This is a genomic window from Methylomonas sp. AM2-LC, assembly GCF_039904985.1.
In the GTDB taxonomy this organism is placed as follows: domain Bacteria; phylum Pseudomonadota; class Gammaproteobacteria; order Methylococcales; family Methylomonadaceae; genus Methylomonas.
This window is the reverse complement of sequence record NZ_CP157005.1, coordinates 264,069-282,045: the sequence shown is the minus strand read 5'-3', so window position 1 is coordinate 282,045 and position 17,977 is coordinate 264,069. Positions and strand designations below refer to the sequence as shown.

Below are 17,977 nucleotides of genomic sequence, written 5' to 3'. Positions count from 1 at the left end.
CGCTCCTTAAGTTTGACGGCTAATTTCTTTATCTCGCTTTTCGACTTGAACTTTTTCGACATTTTGCATAATATATAACAAATTTGCATATCGTGGAATATTTCTGTGGCTGTCTATGTTGATAACGTACAGGTTGTATGGAGAGGACGTCAGTGGTGTCACTTGGTGGCAGACTCTACTGAGGAATTGCATGAATTTGCAAAAAAACTAGGAATGAAGCAGATTTGGTTTCAACGTACAGCGTCTTACCCACATTACGATATCACAATGGAAGTTCGAGCACGCGCCTTGAAGTTAGGGGCGATTGAAGGTAACAGAATTCAGGTCATTACTTGTGCTCGTAAGCTAAAAGCCGAGTTGACGAAGTCTAAGTTAATTTTACCTGAACAGCTTTCGTTGTTTTAGTAGTTCGGGCAAAGAATAGTTTAAAAAGTTACTTAGATACTAATGCTAGCTATACTGTAGGTGCGGATAAGTAGCAACTTGAATTGTCATAATTGTATTTAATTGCCAGCCATAAAGAGTTCAAAAGTAGGAGAGAAAACATGAGTACATTGGATATACTAGCAACGATGGTTAATCGTTTGGAAAACCCATCGCTAAGTGAATTAGGTGTAATACCTTGGGCTGCTCCTGTGATCTCCTTTGGCAATCTATCGCAATCTAAAATTGCTACACTTGGCTTAAATCCAAGCAACCGGGAATTCGTAGATTTGTCAGGAATTGAATTGGACGGACATGATCGTCGTTTTCATACCTTAAGGTCTCTAGGACTCAATACATGGTCTGATGCAACAGATGATCACCTCCATCGTATCCTTGATTCATGCAACAATTATTTTTACGGCAATCCTTATGATGGCTGGTTTCGAGCACTAGACAGACTGATTATTGGAACAAGCGTTTCATACTATGGAATATTCTCAGAAGCGTGCCACCTAGATCTGGTTCCCTACGCTACAGCTTGTAAATGGGGGGAATTGACTTCTACACAGAAAGCAACATTGTTAAATTCAGAGGGAGACGCCCTTGGATTGTTGTTACGCGAATCATCTATTGAAGTTATAGTGCTAAACGGCCAGTCAGTTATTGAAAACTTACAAATGATTGCAGAATGCACACTCAAAAGAAAGGCAGTTCCAGACTGGACATTGCCTAGGCGGACGAGTACTGGTGTGACGGGTTATGCATATACGGGTAAAATTTGCAAAATTTCAGGAGTGGATCTAGGTCGAGAAATATCGGTTCTTGGCTATAGTCATAACATTCAAAGCAGTTATGGGGTAACTACTCAGGTTAAGACGGCAATTCAGCAATGGATTACTAATAGGACTAGTGAGGTTTTTGTTGAGAGATCAGTTTATTGAGCAGCGCAATCAAATAATACACGGCTACCCCCACTTTTTGTAAAGTTGATATGGCTTGCCAAAGCGCTTATTTAGCATGAGAAAGTTCTTTGTAACTATCATTACCATGTAGATTTTCTCGTTTCAGAAGCTTTTAACGCCACTTATTCCTCGGCCCAAGTGTATCTCACTTTCAGATTGTTAAGCTGCCTTTGAGTAAAGTTACCCAAATATTGCTGTTGACCTATGACGATGCCCGGTGAAACGCCAATTTTTCTTGCGAAGCGCATTACTGCACGTCCGTCTACTGGCAGTGATCTCATCTCACTCCTGTGCTCTGGCGTTATAAGTTGGTTAGATGCGAAATCGTTTGCCTCTTGCTCCTCTTTACCAGAACAAAAATCGCCACCTTCGAGAAAAAGCTCTTTCGTATTGTGGAGAATAAGGTGACCGGCCTCATGAAAAAATGTGAACCAAAAGTGATCATCTGAGAGATATCGGAAACTAAGCATCAAAAGAGCTTTGTTGTTTGAAAGGAAGCGAGTAGCCCCGCTTGCCCTACAACCAGATGGTGCTCTTGCAATTACAACAGCCACGCCACATTCTGAACATAGCTTTTGCAATTCAGGGATGAAAACTGAAGGGTCTTTTTTACGTGTTAGTGCGCGAATTTTTGGTAGTGTAGAACGAAACTCTTCCAGACTCCATTCTCTACAGTCCATAGTTGCACTGTCTATCTCTCCTTTTCTCAGCCACGCTAATACCGCGCCCTCAGCAGAACAAAAGGTTTTGGAGGTTCTAAAGGCCGCCAGTCTTGCTGCACCTTCGTAGCGTCTGTGCCAATCTGAAACTGCGGACACTCCAAAAAAATCAAGGCATGCAGCTATTTTATCAGCTGTGTTACTGGTGTTCCGTATCCACTTGAATTTGATTAAATCGTTGACCGGCAATTCCTTGAGCCATTCTTCGTTCTTTGCTAACCGCTCCAGGGCATCTCTGAATTGAGATTCGCGAGATATCCAGAACCCAGCAGAAATGCCAAATACTTTGGCAAGATGATCGGCAACGTCATCGGTAATATGTGTATAACCTTTCAGCAATTTATGCGCATCATCAACAGAATCCCCCATAGCCTGTGCAAATTCAGCAATAGACTGTCCACGTTCCTCAAGTATGTCGCTAATTGTCGCACCAGGAGGAGATGCCCAGTCCGGAAGAAAATTGGCTAATTCAATCATGACCGTTTTCCAAGCCTAGTATTTTGACTCGCCTAACGCGCGTCCAATCGACAGAGCCAGATTGCAAGAAACCTACTTTAATATGGCCGTTTTGGAAGACAAGCTGCTGCCCATTGATGAGATCTATCACCATATCACCTGATCGATTATTCATTAGCTCACGTGGTCTTCCCGGTAGTGCGAATAAATCTGATACGAATGTTGCGGCAGCTAGGTCAGCTAAACGCCTTTTTAATTTTCCAGCAAGCGGCGCTCCTAGCACCTGTATTGCAAGGAATTCATTTAGGCACAAATCTCGAAAATTCTTGTCGGTAAATGCTAGCTCCAATGTTTCCGGGTCCTATGAATTGGAACACTTCATTGTGTGGTTCAGGTATTTAGGCGTGTTGACTTTAAAAACAATAATACAATACACTTGTCATAATGTGCAATCAACATCTGCCTGCACGATCAATCGATTAGCTATTTCAGTCTTTGATTAAAAACCTTACCCATACGTCCAAAAATAGGAGACATTTTCATGCAACCAGCAATTGCCAGAGATCAGGCCTCATCTACAATCCCTTGGCACTACAGGGTTAGGTCTAACCCACCATTGGTGAAATGGTGGTAATAATAGCCAGCAGAGTTAGGAACACGTTAGTCATGATGAAATACTAACAGAGATTTTAGAGTTGATCAAACGAACGAATTGCAAAGGGTTTGCAGTGCGTATCTACATAGCTATCTCTTGGGCAGCCCTTTAAATGCAGTTTCAATCCAATCATCAAGTTTATTGCCTTTCTCAAAAGACAGGACATCAAGCATTTCTGGATTAAGGATTTGAAAGACAGCTTTGAATTCTGCAAGATCCAATTCTTCCATATTCTTATCGCGCTTGATTCTTTGGAAGATTTTAGTGAAATTTGCCTGCTTGAAACCTATATCTTTTTTCCCTAATGGAATCGAATTTCCATTCTTAGTTATGCCAATTCTTGGGCAGCACGAAATGCTTCTTCTTTGACTTTGTATACCTTGTCATGTAGTGCGAGCCTTTTAATTACATCACGCGACTGTTGGCAATCATATTTTTTCAGTTCATTCAAAGCAATTAAGCGTGTTTCCCAGCAGTCTTTGCGATTGGCATTTTTGACCAATTCATTAATATTGGCAGGCGTCTCTTTGAAATGTGGCATAGAGTCTCCGATTTTGAATTTGTATGAACCCTAACTAGCTTTACCCATTGATTAGATGGATCGTAATCAGTCTATGCCTGCCAGCATGATCAACTGGCAAGGCATTTAATAAATTTAAGATCCGTATACCGACTGTCGGTTTTCATAATTAGCGACAAATCCGGAACCAGATTTGTCAATGAGTTGTAGAAATTATGAGAATTTGAATTCAGTAAGAAATCTCATAATTGAAGGTAAGAACTCGACAAAATCTCACAAATTAAGAGCAACAGTGAAGGTTGCCAGTGTCATGGCGTTAATAGGCTTGACTTGTTAGGCATTCGGCGCCTCGCTCTCTGGATGTAGTGATGAACTTCGTACGCCCAGAATGTAAACGAAGAGGAGATAGATCGCTGATCGGAGGTCATCTGCAGTGCTGGTTTTCGAGGTATCACCAGGGTGCTCGTAATATAGAGATAAAAAACTATCCAGTCGTCGCTGTGCCAATGGATGATCCAATCTATGCGCCAGCGAGTTCCTCAGCGAATTAAGTTTCTCGCCCATTTTCCATCCGTGCGACATATCATCTCGTCCCGATAGAGCGGCGGCCAGCTTCAGCTTTATAGAAAAACTAATCTGAACGTCTTCGAGAATTGCGCTGTTTCTGCAGTGCGCCCAAATAATGTCATCTAGCAACTCTTCTACGAGCAAATGCGCTTTTAATGTTATGAGCGTTATATCTTGCCCCTCCGGCAGATGCTCGTGAATTCTGCGCATGTCATCGTGCTTATTCACCTAGAACTCTCCCAGCTATGCCTAACGCAAAAGTAATGACGCGCTGGTTGGCAGTTGATTGGCATATGATTTTCCTTTCTATGTAACATCGAAGCCAAGTAGATATGGCTATTAAACATCGTATAGCAGCCATTCAATCAAATTGAACGATAGACCGCAACGTGTCGTAAGCGGTCTAGCAATGCCTGTCGGCCTGGTCAACCGACAAGGCATTTAATTAATTTTTGAGAATCCGTATAACAATTATGAGAACTGACACCGACACAACCCTAAACATCCAAATTAGCCACATCCAACGCATTCTTAACAATAAAATCTCTTCTAGGCTCTACCACATCACCCATTAAGGTAGTAAACACCTCATCAGCACCCACAGCGTCGTTAATGGTTACTTGCAACAAGCGGCGGCCATTGGCATCCAAAGTAGTTTCCCACAACTGTTCGGGGTTCATTTCGCCCAAACCTTTGTAGCGCTGGATATGCTGGCCTTTTTTAACTTCTTTCATCATCCATTCAAAAGCTTGTTTAAAGGTATTTACCTGTTGTTCGCGTTCACCCATGCGCATCATAGAAGCATCACTAAACATGCTCAGGGTTTTTTCCACATAACGGGCAATTTTTTGATAATCGTTGCCAGAGAAGAACGGTGCATGTAATACAAAAGTTTTGGTAATGCCGTGTAACCGTTTACTGATGGTTACATCAAAATCGTCTGCATCGCGATATTTCAGCTCGGTACTAAAAATGACTTTATGTCCGCCATTATTTAAAGCAGTTTCCAAAGTCATGAACCAGTTTAACAATTGTTCGCGGTCGGCTTTAATCTCATTACTTAATACCTGTTGGTAAGTCATTTGTTCCAGATACAAATCGTCAAAACGTCTGGATAGGCGATTAATTACCGCCATAACATCCGCATACTCGGTTGCCAATTTTTCCAGGCCCTGGCCTTGAATAATAGGGGTATCCGCATCGGTTTGTAATTGCGCTTTATCCAACGCCAATTGAATCAGGTATTGGTTTAATGCGTTGTCGTCTTTGACGTAATGTTCCTGCTTGCCTTTTTTAACTTTGTACAACGGTGGTTGCGCAATATAGATATAGCCGCGCTCTATCAGCTCGGGTAATTGCCGATAAAAGAAAGTCAGTAACAAGGTACGAATGTGCGAACCGTCCACGTCCGCGTCGGTCATGATAATGATGCGGTGGTAACGCAGTTTTTCGATATTGTATTCGTCTTTGCCTATACCACAGCCTAAAGCGGTGATTAAGGTTCCTACTTCTTCAGACGAAATCATTTTATCGAAACGGGCGCGTTCTACGTTCAGGATTTTACCTTTCAACGGTAATATGGCTTGTGTGCGTCTGTCTCTGCCTTGTTTGGCAGAACCACCCGCAGAGTCCCCTTCCACTATAAACAATTCAGACAAAGCCGGATCTTTTTCCTGACAGTCAGCCAGTTTACCTGGCAGGCCGGCAATATCCAGCGTGGTTTTACGCCGCGTCATCTCTCTGGCTTTTCTAGCTGCTTCCCTGGCACGAGCGGCATCAATAATTTTATTAACAATGGCTTTGGCAACTTGCGGTTGTTCCAACAAAAATTCCTGCAGCTTTTCATTCATGGTGGATTCCACCAAAGGCTTAACTTCCGACGAAACCAGTTTATCTTTAGTTTGTGACGAGAATTTAGGATCAGGCACTTTAACCGACAATACAGCGGTTAAACCTTCCCGTGCGTCATCGCCAGTGGTGGCTACTTTTTCTTTCTTAGCCAAACCATTGCTTTCGATGTATTGGTTAATGGTACGGGTTAAAGCCCCTCTAAACCCGGCCAAATGCGTACCACCATCGCGTTGTGGGATGTTATTGGTATAACAGAATACATTCTCTTGGTAAGAGTCGTTCCATTGCATAGCCACTTCTACCACTACGCCTTCTTTCTCAGCAACAAAGTGAAACACTTTTTCGAATAGTGGGGTTTTGTTTTTATTCAAGTGCTGTACAAAAGCGCTAATGCCGCCTTCAAACTCAAACACATCTTCTTTACCGCTGCGTTCATCACGTAGCGAGATACGCACGCCAGAATTTAAAAACGATAGCTCGCGTAACCGTTTAGCCAAAATATCGTAATGGAACTCGATATTGGTAAAAATGGTAGGGCTGGGTTTAAAGTTGATATAAGTACCGGTGCCTTCTGCATCGCCCACTATGGCCAAAGGTGCAACAGGTTCGCCCAGCAAATATTTTTGCATGTGCAGTTTGCCGTTCTTACGGATTTTAAGGATTAATTCTTCGGATAAGGCGTTTACTACCGATACCCCTACGCCGTGTAAGCCGCCAGATACTTTATAGGCGTTATCATCAAATTTACCACCTGCGTGTAACACAGTCATAATCACTTCTGCAGCGGATTTACCTTCTTCCTTGTGTATATCCACCGGAATACCACGACCATCGTCGTAAACAGAGATAGAACCATTTTCGTGGATTACCACATCCACACCTTTACAGTAACCTGCCAAGGCTTCGTCGATGGAGTTATCTACTACTTCAAACACCATGTGATGTAAACCGGAGCCGTCATCGGTATCGCCGATATACATGCCAGGACGCTTTCTAACCGCATCCAATCCTTTTAATACAGTGATATTCGTACTATCGTATTGTTCACTCATGGTGTTTTATCCAGTTTCTGCTGTTGTACAACAATGCCGTGTCAGCTTTTGCAGCGTTAATGCAAAGTGGCTTAATGATACGTACTTGCTGTGTTGTATTTATGTTCCACGTGGAACTATTCAAGTTGTTTAATGCAACCTTGTTCCACGTGGAACATTTTGTAATTCTCTATTGCTTGCAAATTTCCAAAATCTGCCAGCTCTGTTCCTGTCATAAAAACCTGACAACCTAACAGAGACAGGTATTTTAACAACTTTAGCCTGTTTTCTGTATCCAATTCGGCAGTAAGATCATCAATTAGGATACAACAGTTATTTTGGCTAGCTTCATCCATTAATTTAACTTGAGAAAGTAGCAGGGCTAGCACCAGTAACTTAAGCTGACCACGCGATAAATAGTCTTTAGCCAAGCGGTTTTCCAGGTAGGTAAAAAAGTCTGCTCGATGTGGGCCATTGTGGGTAAAACCATAGCGCATATCTTTCTCTAACTGGGTTTGTAACACATTTTCCAGGCTTTGTGCTTCTTCCCATCCGCTATAGAATTTTAAATCAATGGCTGTAGAGCCTAAAAAGTAGTTTGCCATTTCAATAAACACTGGTTGCAGGCTTTGCACGTACTGCTGGCGAAATTGATTAACGGCTTCACCATAGTGACTAAATTCCTTATCCCAGGCAGAGAGTTGTTTATATTGCCGACTTTTTAATAAAGCATTGCGTTGATGCAAAGCTTTATTAAACTTCCGCCAATTAGCTAAAAACTGTTTATGCTGATTAAAAATACCCCAATCCAAAAACTCACGCCTAATTTGTGGGCCACCATCCAATAAACGATAACTTTTAGGATGAATCATCTGCACAGGTAAGGCATAAGCTAAATCAGCTTTTAAACGATTTTCCAAGTCAATGTGGATTTGCGATTGTTTATTGTCTACCTGTATGCCGATATGGCTAATTAAGGCGTTTTGCATCCGTTTTTGAGCAGTAATAATCAAATGTGTTTGCTCAAAGCTAATGGCCTGTTTAAGGTAACTGGTACGGAAAGAGCGCGCTCTGCCCAATATAAAAATGGCTTCCAGAAGCGAGCTTTTCCCACTGGCATTCGCACCGGTAATCAAATTAAGCGTCGGTGCGGGATATAAAGTAGCGGTATGGATGTTTCTCAGCGCATATACATCCAGTTTTAACAATGTCATGACTTAGCACTACATGAGCATAGGCATCACAATAAACTTAGATAAAGAATGTTCAGGTTCTTCTATAAAACAGCTGCTGGCGTTGCTAGCAATGGTTAACACAGCTAATTCTGCATCCAAATTGGCAACCGCTTCCAACAGATATTGAGAATTAAAAGAAATCCGTAATGGTTCGCCCTGGTATTGGATGATTAATTCTTCTTCAGCTTCATCATGCTCAGGATTGTGCGAACTCAGCTTCAGCAGATTACTGGTAATATCAAAGGTAATGCCTTTGTATTTTTCATTAGACAAAATAGCAACCCTAGTTAAAGCGTCTTTTAAAATGTTCTTTTGAATCAGCATAGGGCTCATAAACGGCTGATTAAACACTTTACTAAAATCTGGAAATTTAGAATCTATCAGTTTTGACGAAAATATCACGTCTTTATAAAAAACCTTGATGTTGTTAACTGAAAATTGCACATTCAATTCAGCATCGTCGTCATCCAGTAAGCGACTTAATTCCTGAACCGCCTTTCTGGGAATGATAATGCGTGCTTCATAACCCGTGGCTTGGCCAATGTCATCTTCATAAATAGCTAAACGATGGCCATCAGATGCAACCAGTTTCAGTTTGGTATTGCTGATGTTCAACAGTAAACCATTTAAATAATATCTGACATCCTGTTGCGCCATACAAAACTGGGTTTTATCCAATGCATTCTTAAACATACCCGCATTGATGAGGAAATGATGCTCAAATTCAAACTCACTAAATTCCGGGTAGTGTTCTGCGGGTAAGGTACTAAGAGAAAAACGACTGCGTCCAGAAACCAGTTTTACCTTGTCTTCAACAACTTCAAAGCTAATATCACAGTTACTGGGTAATAAACGACAGATATCCAAAAACTTTTTAGCCGGCACGGTAATGTTACCAACTGCCTGACAAGAATCTAAAGTTATTTTACTGACAATTTGGATTTCGGTATCGGTTCCAGTCAGCACTAATTGCTGTTCGTCAATTTGTAGTAACACATTAGCCAAAATAGGTAAGGTTTGGCGTTTTTCTATAACACTTACAATTTGCTGTAAGGGTGGTAATAGTTGATCGCGGTTAATAATAAATTTCATAGGCTATTTTCTATCTTTACCATTAAATATATTTAAATCTGGTAAAAAAGGCATTATTTTATATAAAAATCAATACCTTAATTTAAAAAACTTATAACAGGGCTGTCAAAAAATTAACTGTTACAAGCGTAATCTATGCGTAGATTGCTAGTGGTATAAAAACTTGGCAGCTTTAACTACAAGCTCAAGACAACATTAACCAAACTAACCATCATTTGCTCATCGTAACTATTCAGCCTAATTACCTGCTTACGTGCATTGCTCTGGGCGGATGCAATCTGCTTCTACCGAAATAGGCTGTTTGCTGTTTACCGATATCGATTTAACTAAGGCTAATAGTGACAATCAATTCACAACATAAAACCGCTATTATGGTGAAATTAATCACTAATAGCTACCCTGTGTTTAATTTAGATTTCTGCTCAAAAAAAACACGTTTCAACGATACATTTTTGACAGACACTAGATTCTCATTTGCTAAGTTTTGCATAAGCAAAATCAGCTTCCAAACAGTACAAGGTCTTGCCAAGTAGCAATAGCTTTAAGCTACACGTTTTGTTCTTAAGTTTAATAAATTCAAATAATTTCCTGATTACCTATAATCTTCAGCAACTTCAATTATTAGCCATCTAAACCGTATTCCGGTATGGACCTACCAGGATTCAGGGCGTTGGCTGGGTTGAATAAAAATGACTTGAAAAGCGCGATAGCGAAACCCAGCTTCCAAGCTTACGTATGCCTGTTTAGCTGAAGCTTGTGAGTAACCAGGAATAATTTTAGTCTGCCATATACAGTCGTGCTAAGCCTAGTCAAACCTTAAAAGCTATAAAACACACAATAAACGCCAAGTCTGCGGATTTTCCAAACTTAATCACAACACAAAGTTTTATCAACTGATCTAGTCCTTATTGCTGATAATCCAAAATAACAAAAATTAGTAATAATTATTTATATAGATCTTTTAAATCTATTATTACTATTACACAGGCCTTTTTCTGTGGAAAACACATTTTTTCAACTATTAATCAAAATATTAGCTATGTATAAACATGTCATATCAACAGACGTGGTCTTGTGTGTTGATTGTGGATAAACGCATAAGCTATTTTTAGTCGCAACTTATACACAGCTTGTATGGGTGTTTGTTAACAGCTTTTTAACAAGCTCATTTTTTCAGTGTATTTATCCTTGCAAATTTTTGATGTCTATTTCCTGATACTAATAAACACTGTTGGTCTGCAACTTTCAATAAGGCTTATCTGAATTGTATAGAAGGGTAAACGGCGAAAGCATGATTCTTAGTTTATCGGTATTTATAGTTACCACTTTGTAATCACCTGTGTTTCGCAAATAAAAACACTGGGTAAGATGTGGTGAGGCACGAACCGCATCATAAGACCTAAATCATCAGCATCAGTCTCAAAATATAAGCTACTAATAATCTTAGCTAAATTTTTTATAATCTGTCTTTAATAAGCAAAGCACCGCATACTGGTTTTAGTTTAAAGTGGCCATCAATAAGCATATTTAATCTCTACTTAGTTGGGTGATGTTTACGTGACTGTGCTGCATAACACTTAGACTTGAACTTAATTAAACATAAACAAGTAAACGCAACTTTAAAAAGCCTGGCTTTTGTGCTTCGACAGGCTCAGCACGAACGGTAAGTTGTTATATATAAATGCCAGCGTTCGGCTTGAGCCCTTCGATACGACTCAGGTGAGCATTGTTGAAGGATGTTTTTTCGGAATTCCCTAAAGATAATTGTTCCACGTGGAACAATTTATGTAGGGTTTGCAGCTCAGCAATCGCTTTAAACCGACTCTGTGGTGGAAATAAGCACATGAAATGGTTTATTTAAACCTTTTTTAAATAAACCATTTTATTAAAAAAGTTATTTTTTTTATAACATGATGAAATTTAAAACTAATTTATTTGTGGCATGCTTATGGCTTTATTTTAGTCGTAATAAATACTGAAAGGAAAAAAGCGATGAAAAAATCAATTCATTTTTATAAAGATATTACGATAAGTGTGTTTTTTATTTTAGGAATATTGGCATTTATGTCGGGTGAATTTATTTTATCGACTACATTGTTCGGTGCATCTTCATTAATCAGCAATCTCGATTTTCGCTCCGACTCCTTGCAAGCATAAAGTTTTTTCGTGGTGAACTCGTAGTTAAGTAGTTTTTTTTGCTATGACTACAAACCTCTATTTGTGCTCCGAGTAGAGGTTTTTTTTTGAAAAACTTTAGCTAAACCTAGAAAATAGATTTAAGTATTCTAAGTAAAACGCATAGAAAAATTTCTTTACAACCCTCCATTGAGTTGGATGTGATTAGCTACAAATCGCATCATAAATCTTAAACACTTACCTCATAATCAAGACCTGTATTGAGAGTGACAAAAGTTTTCCTGATTACCCATAAGCTTCAGAAAATTCAATTTTTAGTCATCGAAGTCGTCATTTCGGCATGGATTGCCGAAATCCAGAGTGGGTTGAATGGAAATGAAACCCAGCTTCCAAGCTTGCCATACTTGGGGTTATGGTCTACCCACTTAAGCCGGGACAGCTTGAGGTTAAGCCTGACATGGTGTCCCGCTTTAAGTGGGTAGCTGGCTTACGCATACCCACTACACCCCCAGCTGGTATGACCATTTAGCTGAAGCTTGTGGGTAATCAGGATTGTTTTAGTAATCTATTTTCTAAAGCGGATAATTAAAAACATTGTTCGTATGATCCCTACGATACAACTCAGAACAGCCTTGTCGAAGTATAGAGGGTCTTTTTTCACAACAGTACTTATAAAACCATAAATACCTAACGAAAATAAACTTCCCGTATTTTTCAATAATTTTTTGCTGAAATTTGTTATTGCTAAGCGGCACGGTATTCTTAATAATGTACCGTTTTTAATAGGCTCTACACAGGATCAATTTTATGAATACCTTGATTTACTATTCTCTCGAAGTTCTAATTTTGTCAGGATTAGTGTTAATTGTTGGTTTAATAAAACCAAACTGGATTTTTTTGTGGATGGACAAACCGGGTCGTATGCCGGTCATTTGGCTGGCAACTGCCTTATTTATGATAGGGATGGTTTTAAATGGTGAGGGCAGAAAAAAATTGAAGCTGGAAACCCCTCCTGCCGTTCAATCGGAGCAAGTAAAACCAATCAGCGAAATACCAGTACCTGAAAGTACAGTCGTTCAACCACAAACTAAGTAAATTATAAAAAAGTATAGTTTTTATAATTAACCATCTACCTAATACGGGATGGGTAGAGCAGCAGAAAAACTAACAGAGTAGCAGTCAGAACACCAACAATTTTGATATTTTTAGCCCAATTACGCCATCATTACCTTAATTGAAGGGGTTCCCTGACGCTCTACCCATTTGACTTACTGAGGCTTATGGGTAATCAGGAAACCTTAAATGATTCAAGTCATTTTATATCAACTATAATGTAAAGCTTATATTTTCTTGCCTGCATTATGTTTATGTTTTAGCCTTAAAAACAACATTCAAACTTAATTTTTTTAGATAACAGACTACTTTTATAAGTAGGCTACTATGCTGCTGGCTGGATTTTAAAAATTGGTTTTACAACTAATCGTTGTAATAACAGATAGCTTGTACTGGATACAGGTTGATGCGATGTGGCACACAACAAATTTGTAAGTTTATTGATTGAGTATCCATATCATTGTATAAGAATGTTCAAATGCAACTGTATGTTGGGTACCAGCAATTTTAGTGCTAAGTGCGCATACAGATTTACTCTGTGATTCAGGGATTAACAAATGCTTAGCGAGGACATTGTTATTATGAAAGAACATCAAATAGTGCGTAAAAATTTAATCGATATGCTGGAAGAGCTTGACGATAAATTAAGTAGAATCAGTGATGATGTCAAGCATGTTGATAACCCACCAGAACAGGATTTTTCAGAATCGGCTGTTGAAAACGAAAATAATGAAGTTATAGATGCATTAGGTATTGCTGCACGCAATGAAGTAGAAAAAATAAAGCAAGCGATTCATAGAATTGATGCGAGTACCTATGGTAAATGTTTAATTTGCGGTCAACCAATTAAGCAGGAAAGACTAGCTGCTTTACCCTATGCCAATTACTGTATCACTTGTGCGGAACAAGAAGAGAGAAAATAATCTATGGATATTGCAGAATTATTAAGTTTTTCTGTTAAAAATAAAGCTTCGGATTTACATTTATCAGCTGGATTACCCCCCATGATTCGGGTAGACGGCGATATACGTCGTATTAATATTCCAGCTCTGTCGCATAAAGAAGTTCATGCACTGATTTACGATATTATGAATGACAAGCAACGCCGTGATTATGAAGAATTTATGGAAACCGACTTCTCTTTCGGTTTACCCGGTGTAGCCAGATTTAGGGTTAACGCATACAATCAGGATAGAGGTGCGGCAGCGGTTTTTCGGACTATTCCTTCAAAAGTGTTATCGCTGGAAGAGTTGGATGCACCCAAGTTTTTTCAAGAGCTTTGTACTAAACCACGTGGCTTGGTATTAGTAACCGGGCCTACCGGTTCCGGTAAATCGACAACTTTGGCTGCTATGATTAATCATATTAACCAAAATGATTATTCGCATATTCTGACGGTTGAAGATCCCATTGAGTTTGTTCACGAAAGCCAAAAATGCTTAATCAATCAGCGGGAAGTGCACAGAGATACCTTGGGTTTTTCGGAAGCATTGCGTTCAGCATTGCGGGAAGATCCCGATATTATTCTGGTGGGAGAAATGCGCGATCTAGAAACCATTCGTCTTGCTTTAACCGCTGCTGAAACTGGACATTTGGTGTTTGGTACTTTGCATACCACCTCAGCGGCAAAAACCATAGACCGGATTATCGATGTGTTTCCATCTGCGGAAAAGGACATGATACGTTCGATGTTATCTGAATCCTTGCAGGCTGTTATCTCACAGACATTGTTGAAAAAAAATGGTGGCGGGCGAATTGCTGCTCACGAAATTATGGTCGGCACCTCTGCCATTCGAAATTTAATCCGCGAAGCCAAAGTCGCGCAAATGTATTCGGCCATTCAGACAGGACGAAAAGATGGTATGCAAACTTTGGATCAAAATCTTAGAGATCTAGTAGACGCTGGTTTAGTCACTAATAAAGTGGCTGCGGTAAAAGCAGTTAATAAAGAGTTGTTCCGATAATCTGGAGATACAGGTGGACTTTAATGCTCTTTTGGCTTTGATGGTAGAAAAAAAAGCCTCTGATCTATTCATTACTGCCGGAAGGGCACCTGCTATGAAAATTGATGGCAGAGTCATTGATGTTTCAAAAACAGCATTAAATTCCGAACAGTCCGCGGCGGTGGTTTTAGGTATTATGGATCATCGCCAAAAACAGGAATTTGAAAATACTAAAGAATGTCAATTCGCGCTTAGTGTCACTGGATTAGGACGTTTTCGGGTTAGTGCGTTTACGCAGCGTGATTCGGCCGGTATGGTGTTAAGACGTATCGAAACGGAAATTCCGTTACCAGAAGACCTGCATTTACCAGAAATTCTAAAAGAACTGGTTATGCATAAACGCGGTCTGTTGATTTTCGTCGGAGCTACCGGTACCGGTAAATCCACCTCGCAAGCAGCCTTGATACGCTATCGGAATGAGAATAGCGCGGGTCATATCATTACTATTGAAGATCCTATTGAATTTGTGCATCAGCATCGTGGTTGTATTATCACTCAGCGTGAGGTGGGTTTAGATACCGCCTCATTCGAAGTGGCATTGAAAAATACTTTGCGGCAAGCACCCGATGTAATTCTGATTGGTGAGGTAAGAACCCGCGAAACCATGCAACATGCCATTACTTTTGCTGAAACAGGCCATTTATGTATCTGTACCTTACATGCAAATAATGCAAATCAGGCTTTGGATCGTATTCAGCATTTTTTCCCGGATGATTTACAAAGTCAGTTGTATATGGATTTATCACTGAATTTACGCGGCATTGTTGCCCAACAATTAGTAAAACGGGCCGATGGTCAAGGGCGCTATCCGGTTATCGAAATTATGTTAAACACTCCTTTAATGGCCGATTTAATCCGTAAGGGTGAAGTGCATAAACTTAAAGAATTGATGAAGAGTTCGCGAGAACTGGGTATGCAGACTTTTGACCAAGCATTGTACGAATTATATACAGCAGGCAAAATAAGTTATGAAGATGCATTAAATTCTGCAGATTCACGTAATGAAGTGCGCTTAATGATCAAATTGGGTGCTGAGCAAAATAGTAGCCATGAAATGCATTTGGCAGAAGACGATAGTTACCGAAAATAGGCTTAGAGTTTCAGTACCCGGCCTTTAATTTACAAGTAATTCAGTTGCACGTACCCTAAGCCACGTGCAACTGCTGTTATAGCGTTAATCCCTTAATAATTCGTTAATGCCGGTTTTACTACGGGTTTTTTCATCAACCTGTTTAATAATAACCGCGCAATATAAACTGTGGCTACCATCTTTAGACGGTAAATTGCCAGAAACCACCACCGAGCCTGCAGGTATACGACCATAACTGACTTCGCCAGTCATGCGGTTATAAATTTTGGTGCTTTGACCAATATAAACCCCCATAGACACCACACAATTGTCTTCGACAATGACGCCTTCCACGATTTCGGAGCGGGCACCAATAAAACAGTTATCGCCAATAATAGTTGGATTTGCCTGTAAGGGTTCAAGTACACCACCAATACCCACACCACCGGATAAATGTACATTTTTACCTATTTGCGCACAAGAGCCTACCGTTACCCAGGTATCCACCATAGTGCCACTATCAACATATGCACCGATGTTCACATAGGAGGGCATTAAAATTGCGCCAGGTGCAATAAACGAACCATAGCGTGCCACAGCATTAGGCACTACGCGTACGCCAGCAGCGGCAAATTCAGCTTCACTGTATTGACCAAATTTGGTTTCAACTTTGTCGTAATAGCGTAACGCGCCACTTTCCATCATCCGGTTTTCATTGATACGGAAGGATAATAGCACCGCTTTTTTTAACCATTGGTTTGTTACCCAGTCACCGTCTTTTTTTTCGGCAACCCGAACTACACCCTTATCGAGTAAATTTAGCACTTCAGTAACTGCCGAACGGACTTCGGCAGTCACATTACTGGGGCTGATTTCAGCGCGGATTTCAAAAGCTTGATTAATTATGTTTTCCAAATTTGACATGAATGTTCTATGTTATAGAGTTAATAAAAAATTTGATGCGTTGAGCTGCTTCAATGCATTCTGCTAAGGGTGCAACCAACGCAATTCGCACATGGTTTGCACCGGGATTAATGCCGTTACATTCCCGGGACAGATAACTGCCTGGTAAAACTGTCACATTTTGTTGGGCAAAAAGTTGCTGGGCAAAATCAGTATCAGTTAATGCTGGAACTTTTAGCCATATATAAAAACTGGCGGGTGGTCGGTAAATGACACAGTCATTTTGTAAAATGTCTATAAATGCCGTAAATTTTTCCCGATATAACTGCCGGTTTTGTCGAACATGTTCTTCATCCTGCCAAGCTGCAATGCTGGCATGTTGGCTGGGAACAGGCATAGGACAACCGTGATAAGTGCGATATTTTAAGTATTGATTTAATATTTCGGCATCGCCTGCCACAAAACCGGAGCGTAACCCGGGTGCGTTAGAACGCTTGGACAAACTTTGAAAGATGACACAACGTTTAAATAAAGTGTTGCCGCTTGCATAAGCACTTTGTAATAAGCCTTGCGGTGGTCGTGTTTCGTCATCATACAATTCTGTATAACATTCATCAGATGCAATAATAAAATCAAATCGTTCCGCAAGCGTCATTAATTTTTGATGACTGGCTTTTTCCATCACGGTACCTGTAGGGTTACCGGGAGAGCAGATAAATAATAATTGGCAGCGTTCCCAAATGCTATCGTGTACAGAATCAAAGTCGGGTAAATATACATTTTCCTCTATGGTATTCAAATAATAAGGCTCTGCACCCGCAAGAATAGCAGCACCCTCATAAATCTGATAAAACGGATTAGGCATCACAACCACTGCATTGGCATTGGGAGTAATCACTGCTTGTACCAATGAAAACAAAGCTTCACGTGTGCCATTAACTGGCAGAATTTGAGTTTCTGCATCAATATCAGACACCGGAATTGCAAAACGCCGACTAAGCCAGCCCGCAATTACCTGACGTAATTCTAATAAGCCTTTCGTTGTTGGGTACTGCGTTAAACCTGGTAAATGCTTTACCAATGCTTCCTGAATAAAAGCTGGTGTACTATGTTTAGGTTCACCTATCGACAAGGTAATTGGGAGCTTGTCTTCGGGTGGCGTAATATGTTGTTTAAGCGCAGCCAGTTTTTCAAACGGATAAGGATGCAGCAGTGCTAAGTGCGGGTTCATTATTCCTG

17 protein-coding genes are annotated in these 17,977 nt (G+C 40.2%); 7 read left to right on the top strand and 10 right to left on the bottom strand.

Annotated features, from left to right (window positions below; genetic code table 11):
- The first annotated feature begins 105 nt into the window (after window positions 1-105).
- The gene (locus tag ABH008_RS01310; protein ID WP_347988072.1) at window positions 106-405 is read left to right on the top strand and encodes a DUF4031 domain-containing protein; all 300 of its coding nucleotides are present in this window, start codon (window positions 106-108) and stop codon (window positions 403-405) included.
- Between the two features lie 140 nt (window positions 406-545).
- A complete protein-coding gene (locus ABH008_RS01305) occupies window positions 546-1,367 on the top strand; it encodes a hypothetical protein (protein WP_347988071.1) in 822 nt (273 codons plus the stop codon).
- Between the two features lie 143 nt (window positions 1,368-1,510).
- On the opposite strand, the gene ABH008_RS01300 is transcribed toward ABH008_RS01305, so the two are convergent.
- The 8 genes from ABH008_RS01300 to dnaN all read right to left on the bottom strand — a co-directional run bounded on the left by ABH008_RS01300 (window position 1,511) and on the right by dnaN (window position 9,514).
- Complete coding sequence (locus tag ABH008_RS01300) at window positions 1,511-2,584, bottom strand: ImmA/IrrE family metallo-endopeptidase (RefSeq protein ID WP_347988070.1); 1,074 nt, start codon at window positions 2,582-2,584, stop codon at window positions 1,511-1,513.
- Complete coding sequence (locus tag ABH008_RS01295) at window positions 2,577-2,738, bottom strand: hypothetical protein (protein WP_347988069.1); 162 nt, start codon at window positions 2,736-2,738, stop codon at window positions 2,577-2,579. Before ABH008_RS01295 ends, ABH008_RS01300 begins: the two co-directional genes overlap by 8 nt.
- 569 nt (window positions 2,739-3,307) lie before the next feature.
- Window positions 3,308-3,448: a hypothetical protein gene (locus ABH008_RS01290; protein WP_347988068.1), complete on the bottom strand. Its 141-nt coding sequence runs from the start codon at window positions 3,446-3,448 to the stop codon at window positions 3,308-3,310.
- 98 nt (window positions 3,449-3,546) lie between these two features.
- The gene (locus tag ABH008_RS01285; protein WP_347988067.1) at window positions 3,547-3,759 is read right to left on the bottom strand and encodes a hypothetical protein; all 213 of its coding nucleotides are present in this window, start codon (window positions 3,757-3,759) and stop codon (window positions 3,547-3,549) included.
- A gap of 312 nt (window positions 3,760-4,071) precedes the next feature.
- A complete protein-coding gene (locus tag ABH008_RS01280) occupies window positions 4,072-4,533 on the bottom strand; it encodes a hypothetical protein (RefSeq protein ID WP_347988066.1) in 462 nt (153 codons plus the stop codon).
- A gap of 269 nt (window positions 4,534-4,802) precedes the next feature.
- Window positions 4,803-7,208, bottom strand: a complete 2,406-nt coding sequence (gene gyrB, locus ABH008_RS01275) for a DNA topoisomerase (ATP-hydrolyzing) subunit B (protein ID WP_347988065.1) — start codon at window positions 7,206-7,208, stop codon at window positions 4,803-4,805.
- Window positions 7,209-7,324: 116 nt separating this feature from the next.
- Complete coding sequence (gene recF, locus ABH008_RS01270) at window positions 7,325-8,401, bottom strand: DNA replication/repair protein RecF (protein WP_347988064.1); 1,077 nt, start codon at window positions 8,399-8,401, stop codon at window positions 7,325-7,327.
- A 9-nt stretch (window positions 8,402-8,410) separates the two neighbouring features.
- A complete protein-coding gene (dnaN, locus tag ABH008_RS01265) occupies window positions 8,411-9,514 on the bottom strand; it encodes a DNA polymerase III subunit beta (protein WP_347988063.1) in 1,104 nt (367 codons plus the stop codon).
- Between the two features lie 1,992 nt (window positions 9,515-11,506).
- On the opposite strand from dnaN, the gene ABH008_RS01260 reads away from it, so the two are divergent.
- The 5 genes from ABH008_RS01260 to ABH008_RS01240 all read left to right on the top strand — a co-directional run bounded on the left by ABH008_RS01260 (window position 11,507) and on the right by ABH008_RS01240 (window position 15,856).
- Window positions 11,507-11,671, top strand: a complete 165-nt coding sequence (locus tag ABH008_RS01260) for a hypothetical protein (protein WP_347988062.1) — start codon at window positions 11,507-11,509, stop codon at window positions 11,669-11,671.
- 786 nt (window positions 11,672-12,457) lie between these two features.
- A complete protein-coding gene (locus tag ABH008_RS01255) occupies window positions 12,458-12,745 on the top strand; it encodes a hypothetical protein (RefSeq protein ID WP_347988061.1) in 288 nt (95 codons plus the stop codon).
- A 599-nt stretch (window positions 12,746-13,344) separates the two neighbouring features.
- Window positions 13,345-13,686, top strand: a complete 342-nt coding sequence (locus ABH008_RS01250) for a TraR/DksA family transcriptional regulator (protein ID WP_347988060.1) — start codon at window positions 13,345-13,347, stop codon at window positions 13,684-13,686.
- Between the two features lie 3 nt (window positions 13,687-13,689).
- Window positions 13,690-14,727, top strand: coding sequence for a type IV pilus twitching motility protein PilT (locus ABH008_RS01245; protein WP_347988059.1), 1,038 nt, complete (start codon window positions 13,690-13,692; stop codon window positions 14,725-14,727).
- A gap of 13 nt (window positions 14,728-14,740) precedes the next feature.
- A complete protein-coding gene (locus ABH008_RS01240; RefSeq protein ID WP_347988058.1) occupies window positions 14,741-15,856 on the top strand; it encodes a PilT/PilU family type 4a pilus ATPase in 1,116 nt (371 codons plus the stop codon).
- Window positions 15,857-15,940: 84 nt separating this feature from the next.
- On the opposite strand, the gene dapD is transcribed toward ABH008_RS01240, so the two are convergent.
- Window positions 15,941-16,759, bottom strand: a complete 819-nt coding sequence (gene dapD / locus ABH008_RS01235; protein ID WP_347988057.1) for a 2,3,4,5-tetrahydropyridine-2,6-dicarboxylate N-succinyltransferase — start codon at window positions 16,757-16,759, stop codon at window positions 15,941-15,943.
- A 7-nt stretch (window positions 16,760-16,766) separates the two neighbouring features.
- Window positions 16,767-17,969 carry a succinyldiaminopimelate transaminase gene (gene dapC / locus ABH008_RS01230; RefSeq protein ID WP_347988056.1) on the bottom strand — a complete coding sequence of 401 codons (1,203 nt, stop codon included), beginning with the start codon at window positions 17,967-17,969 and terminating at the stop codon, window positions 16,767-16,769.
- Window positions 17,970-17,977: the final 8 nt, after the last annotated feature.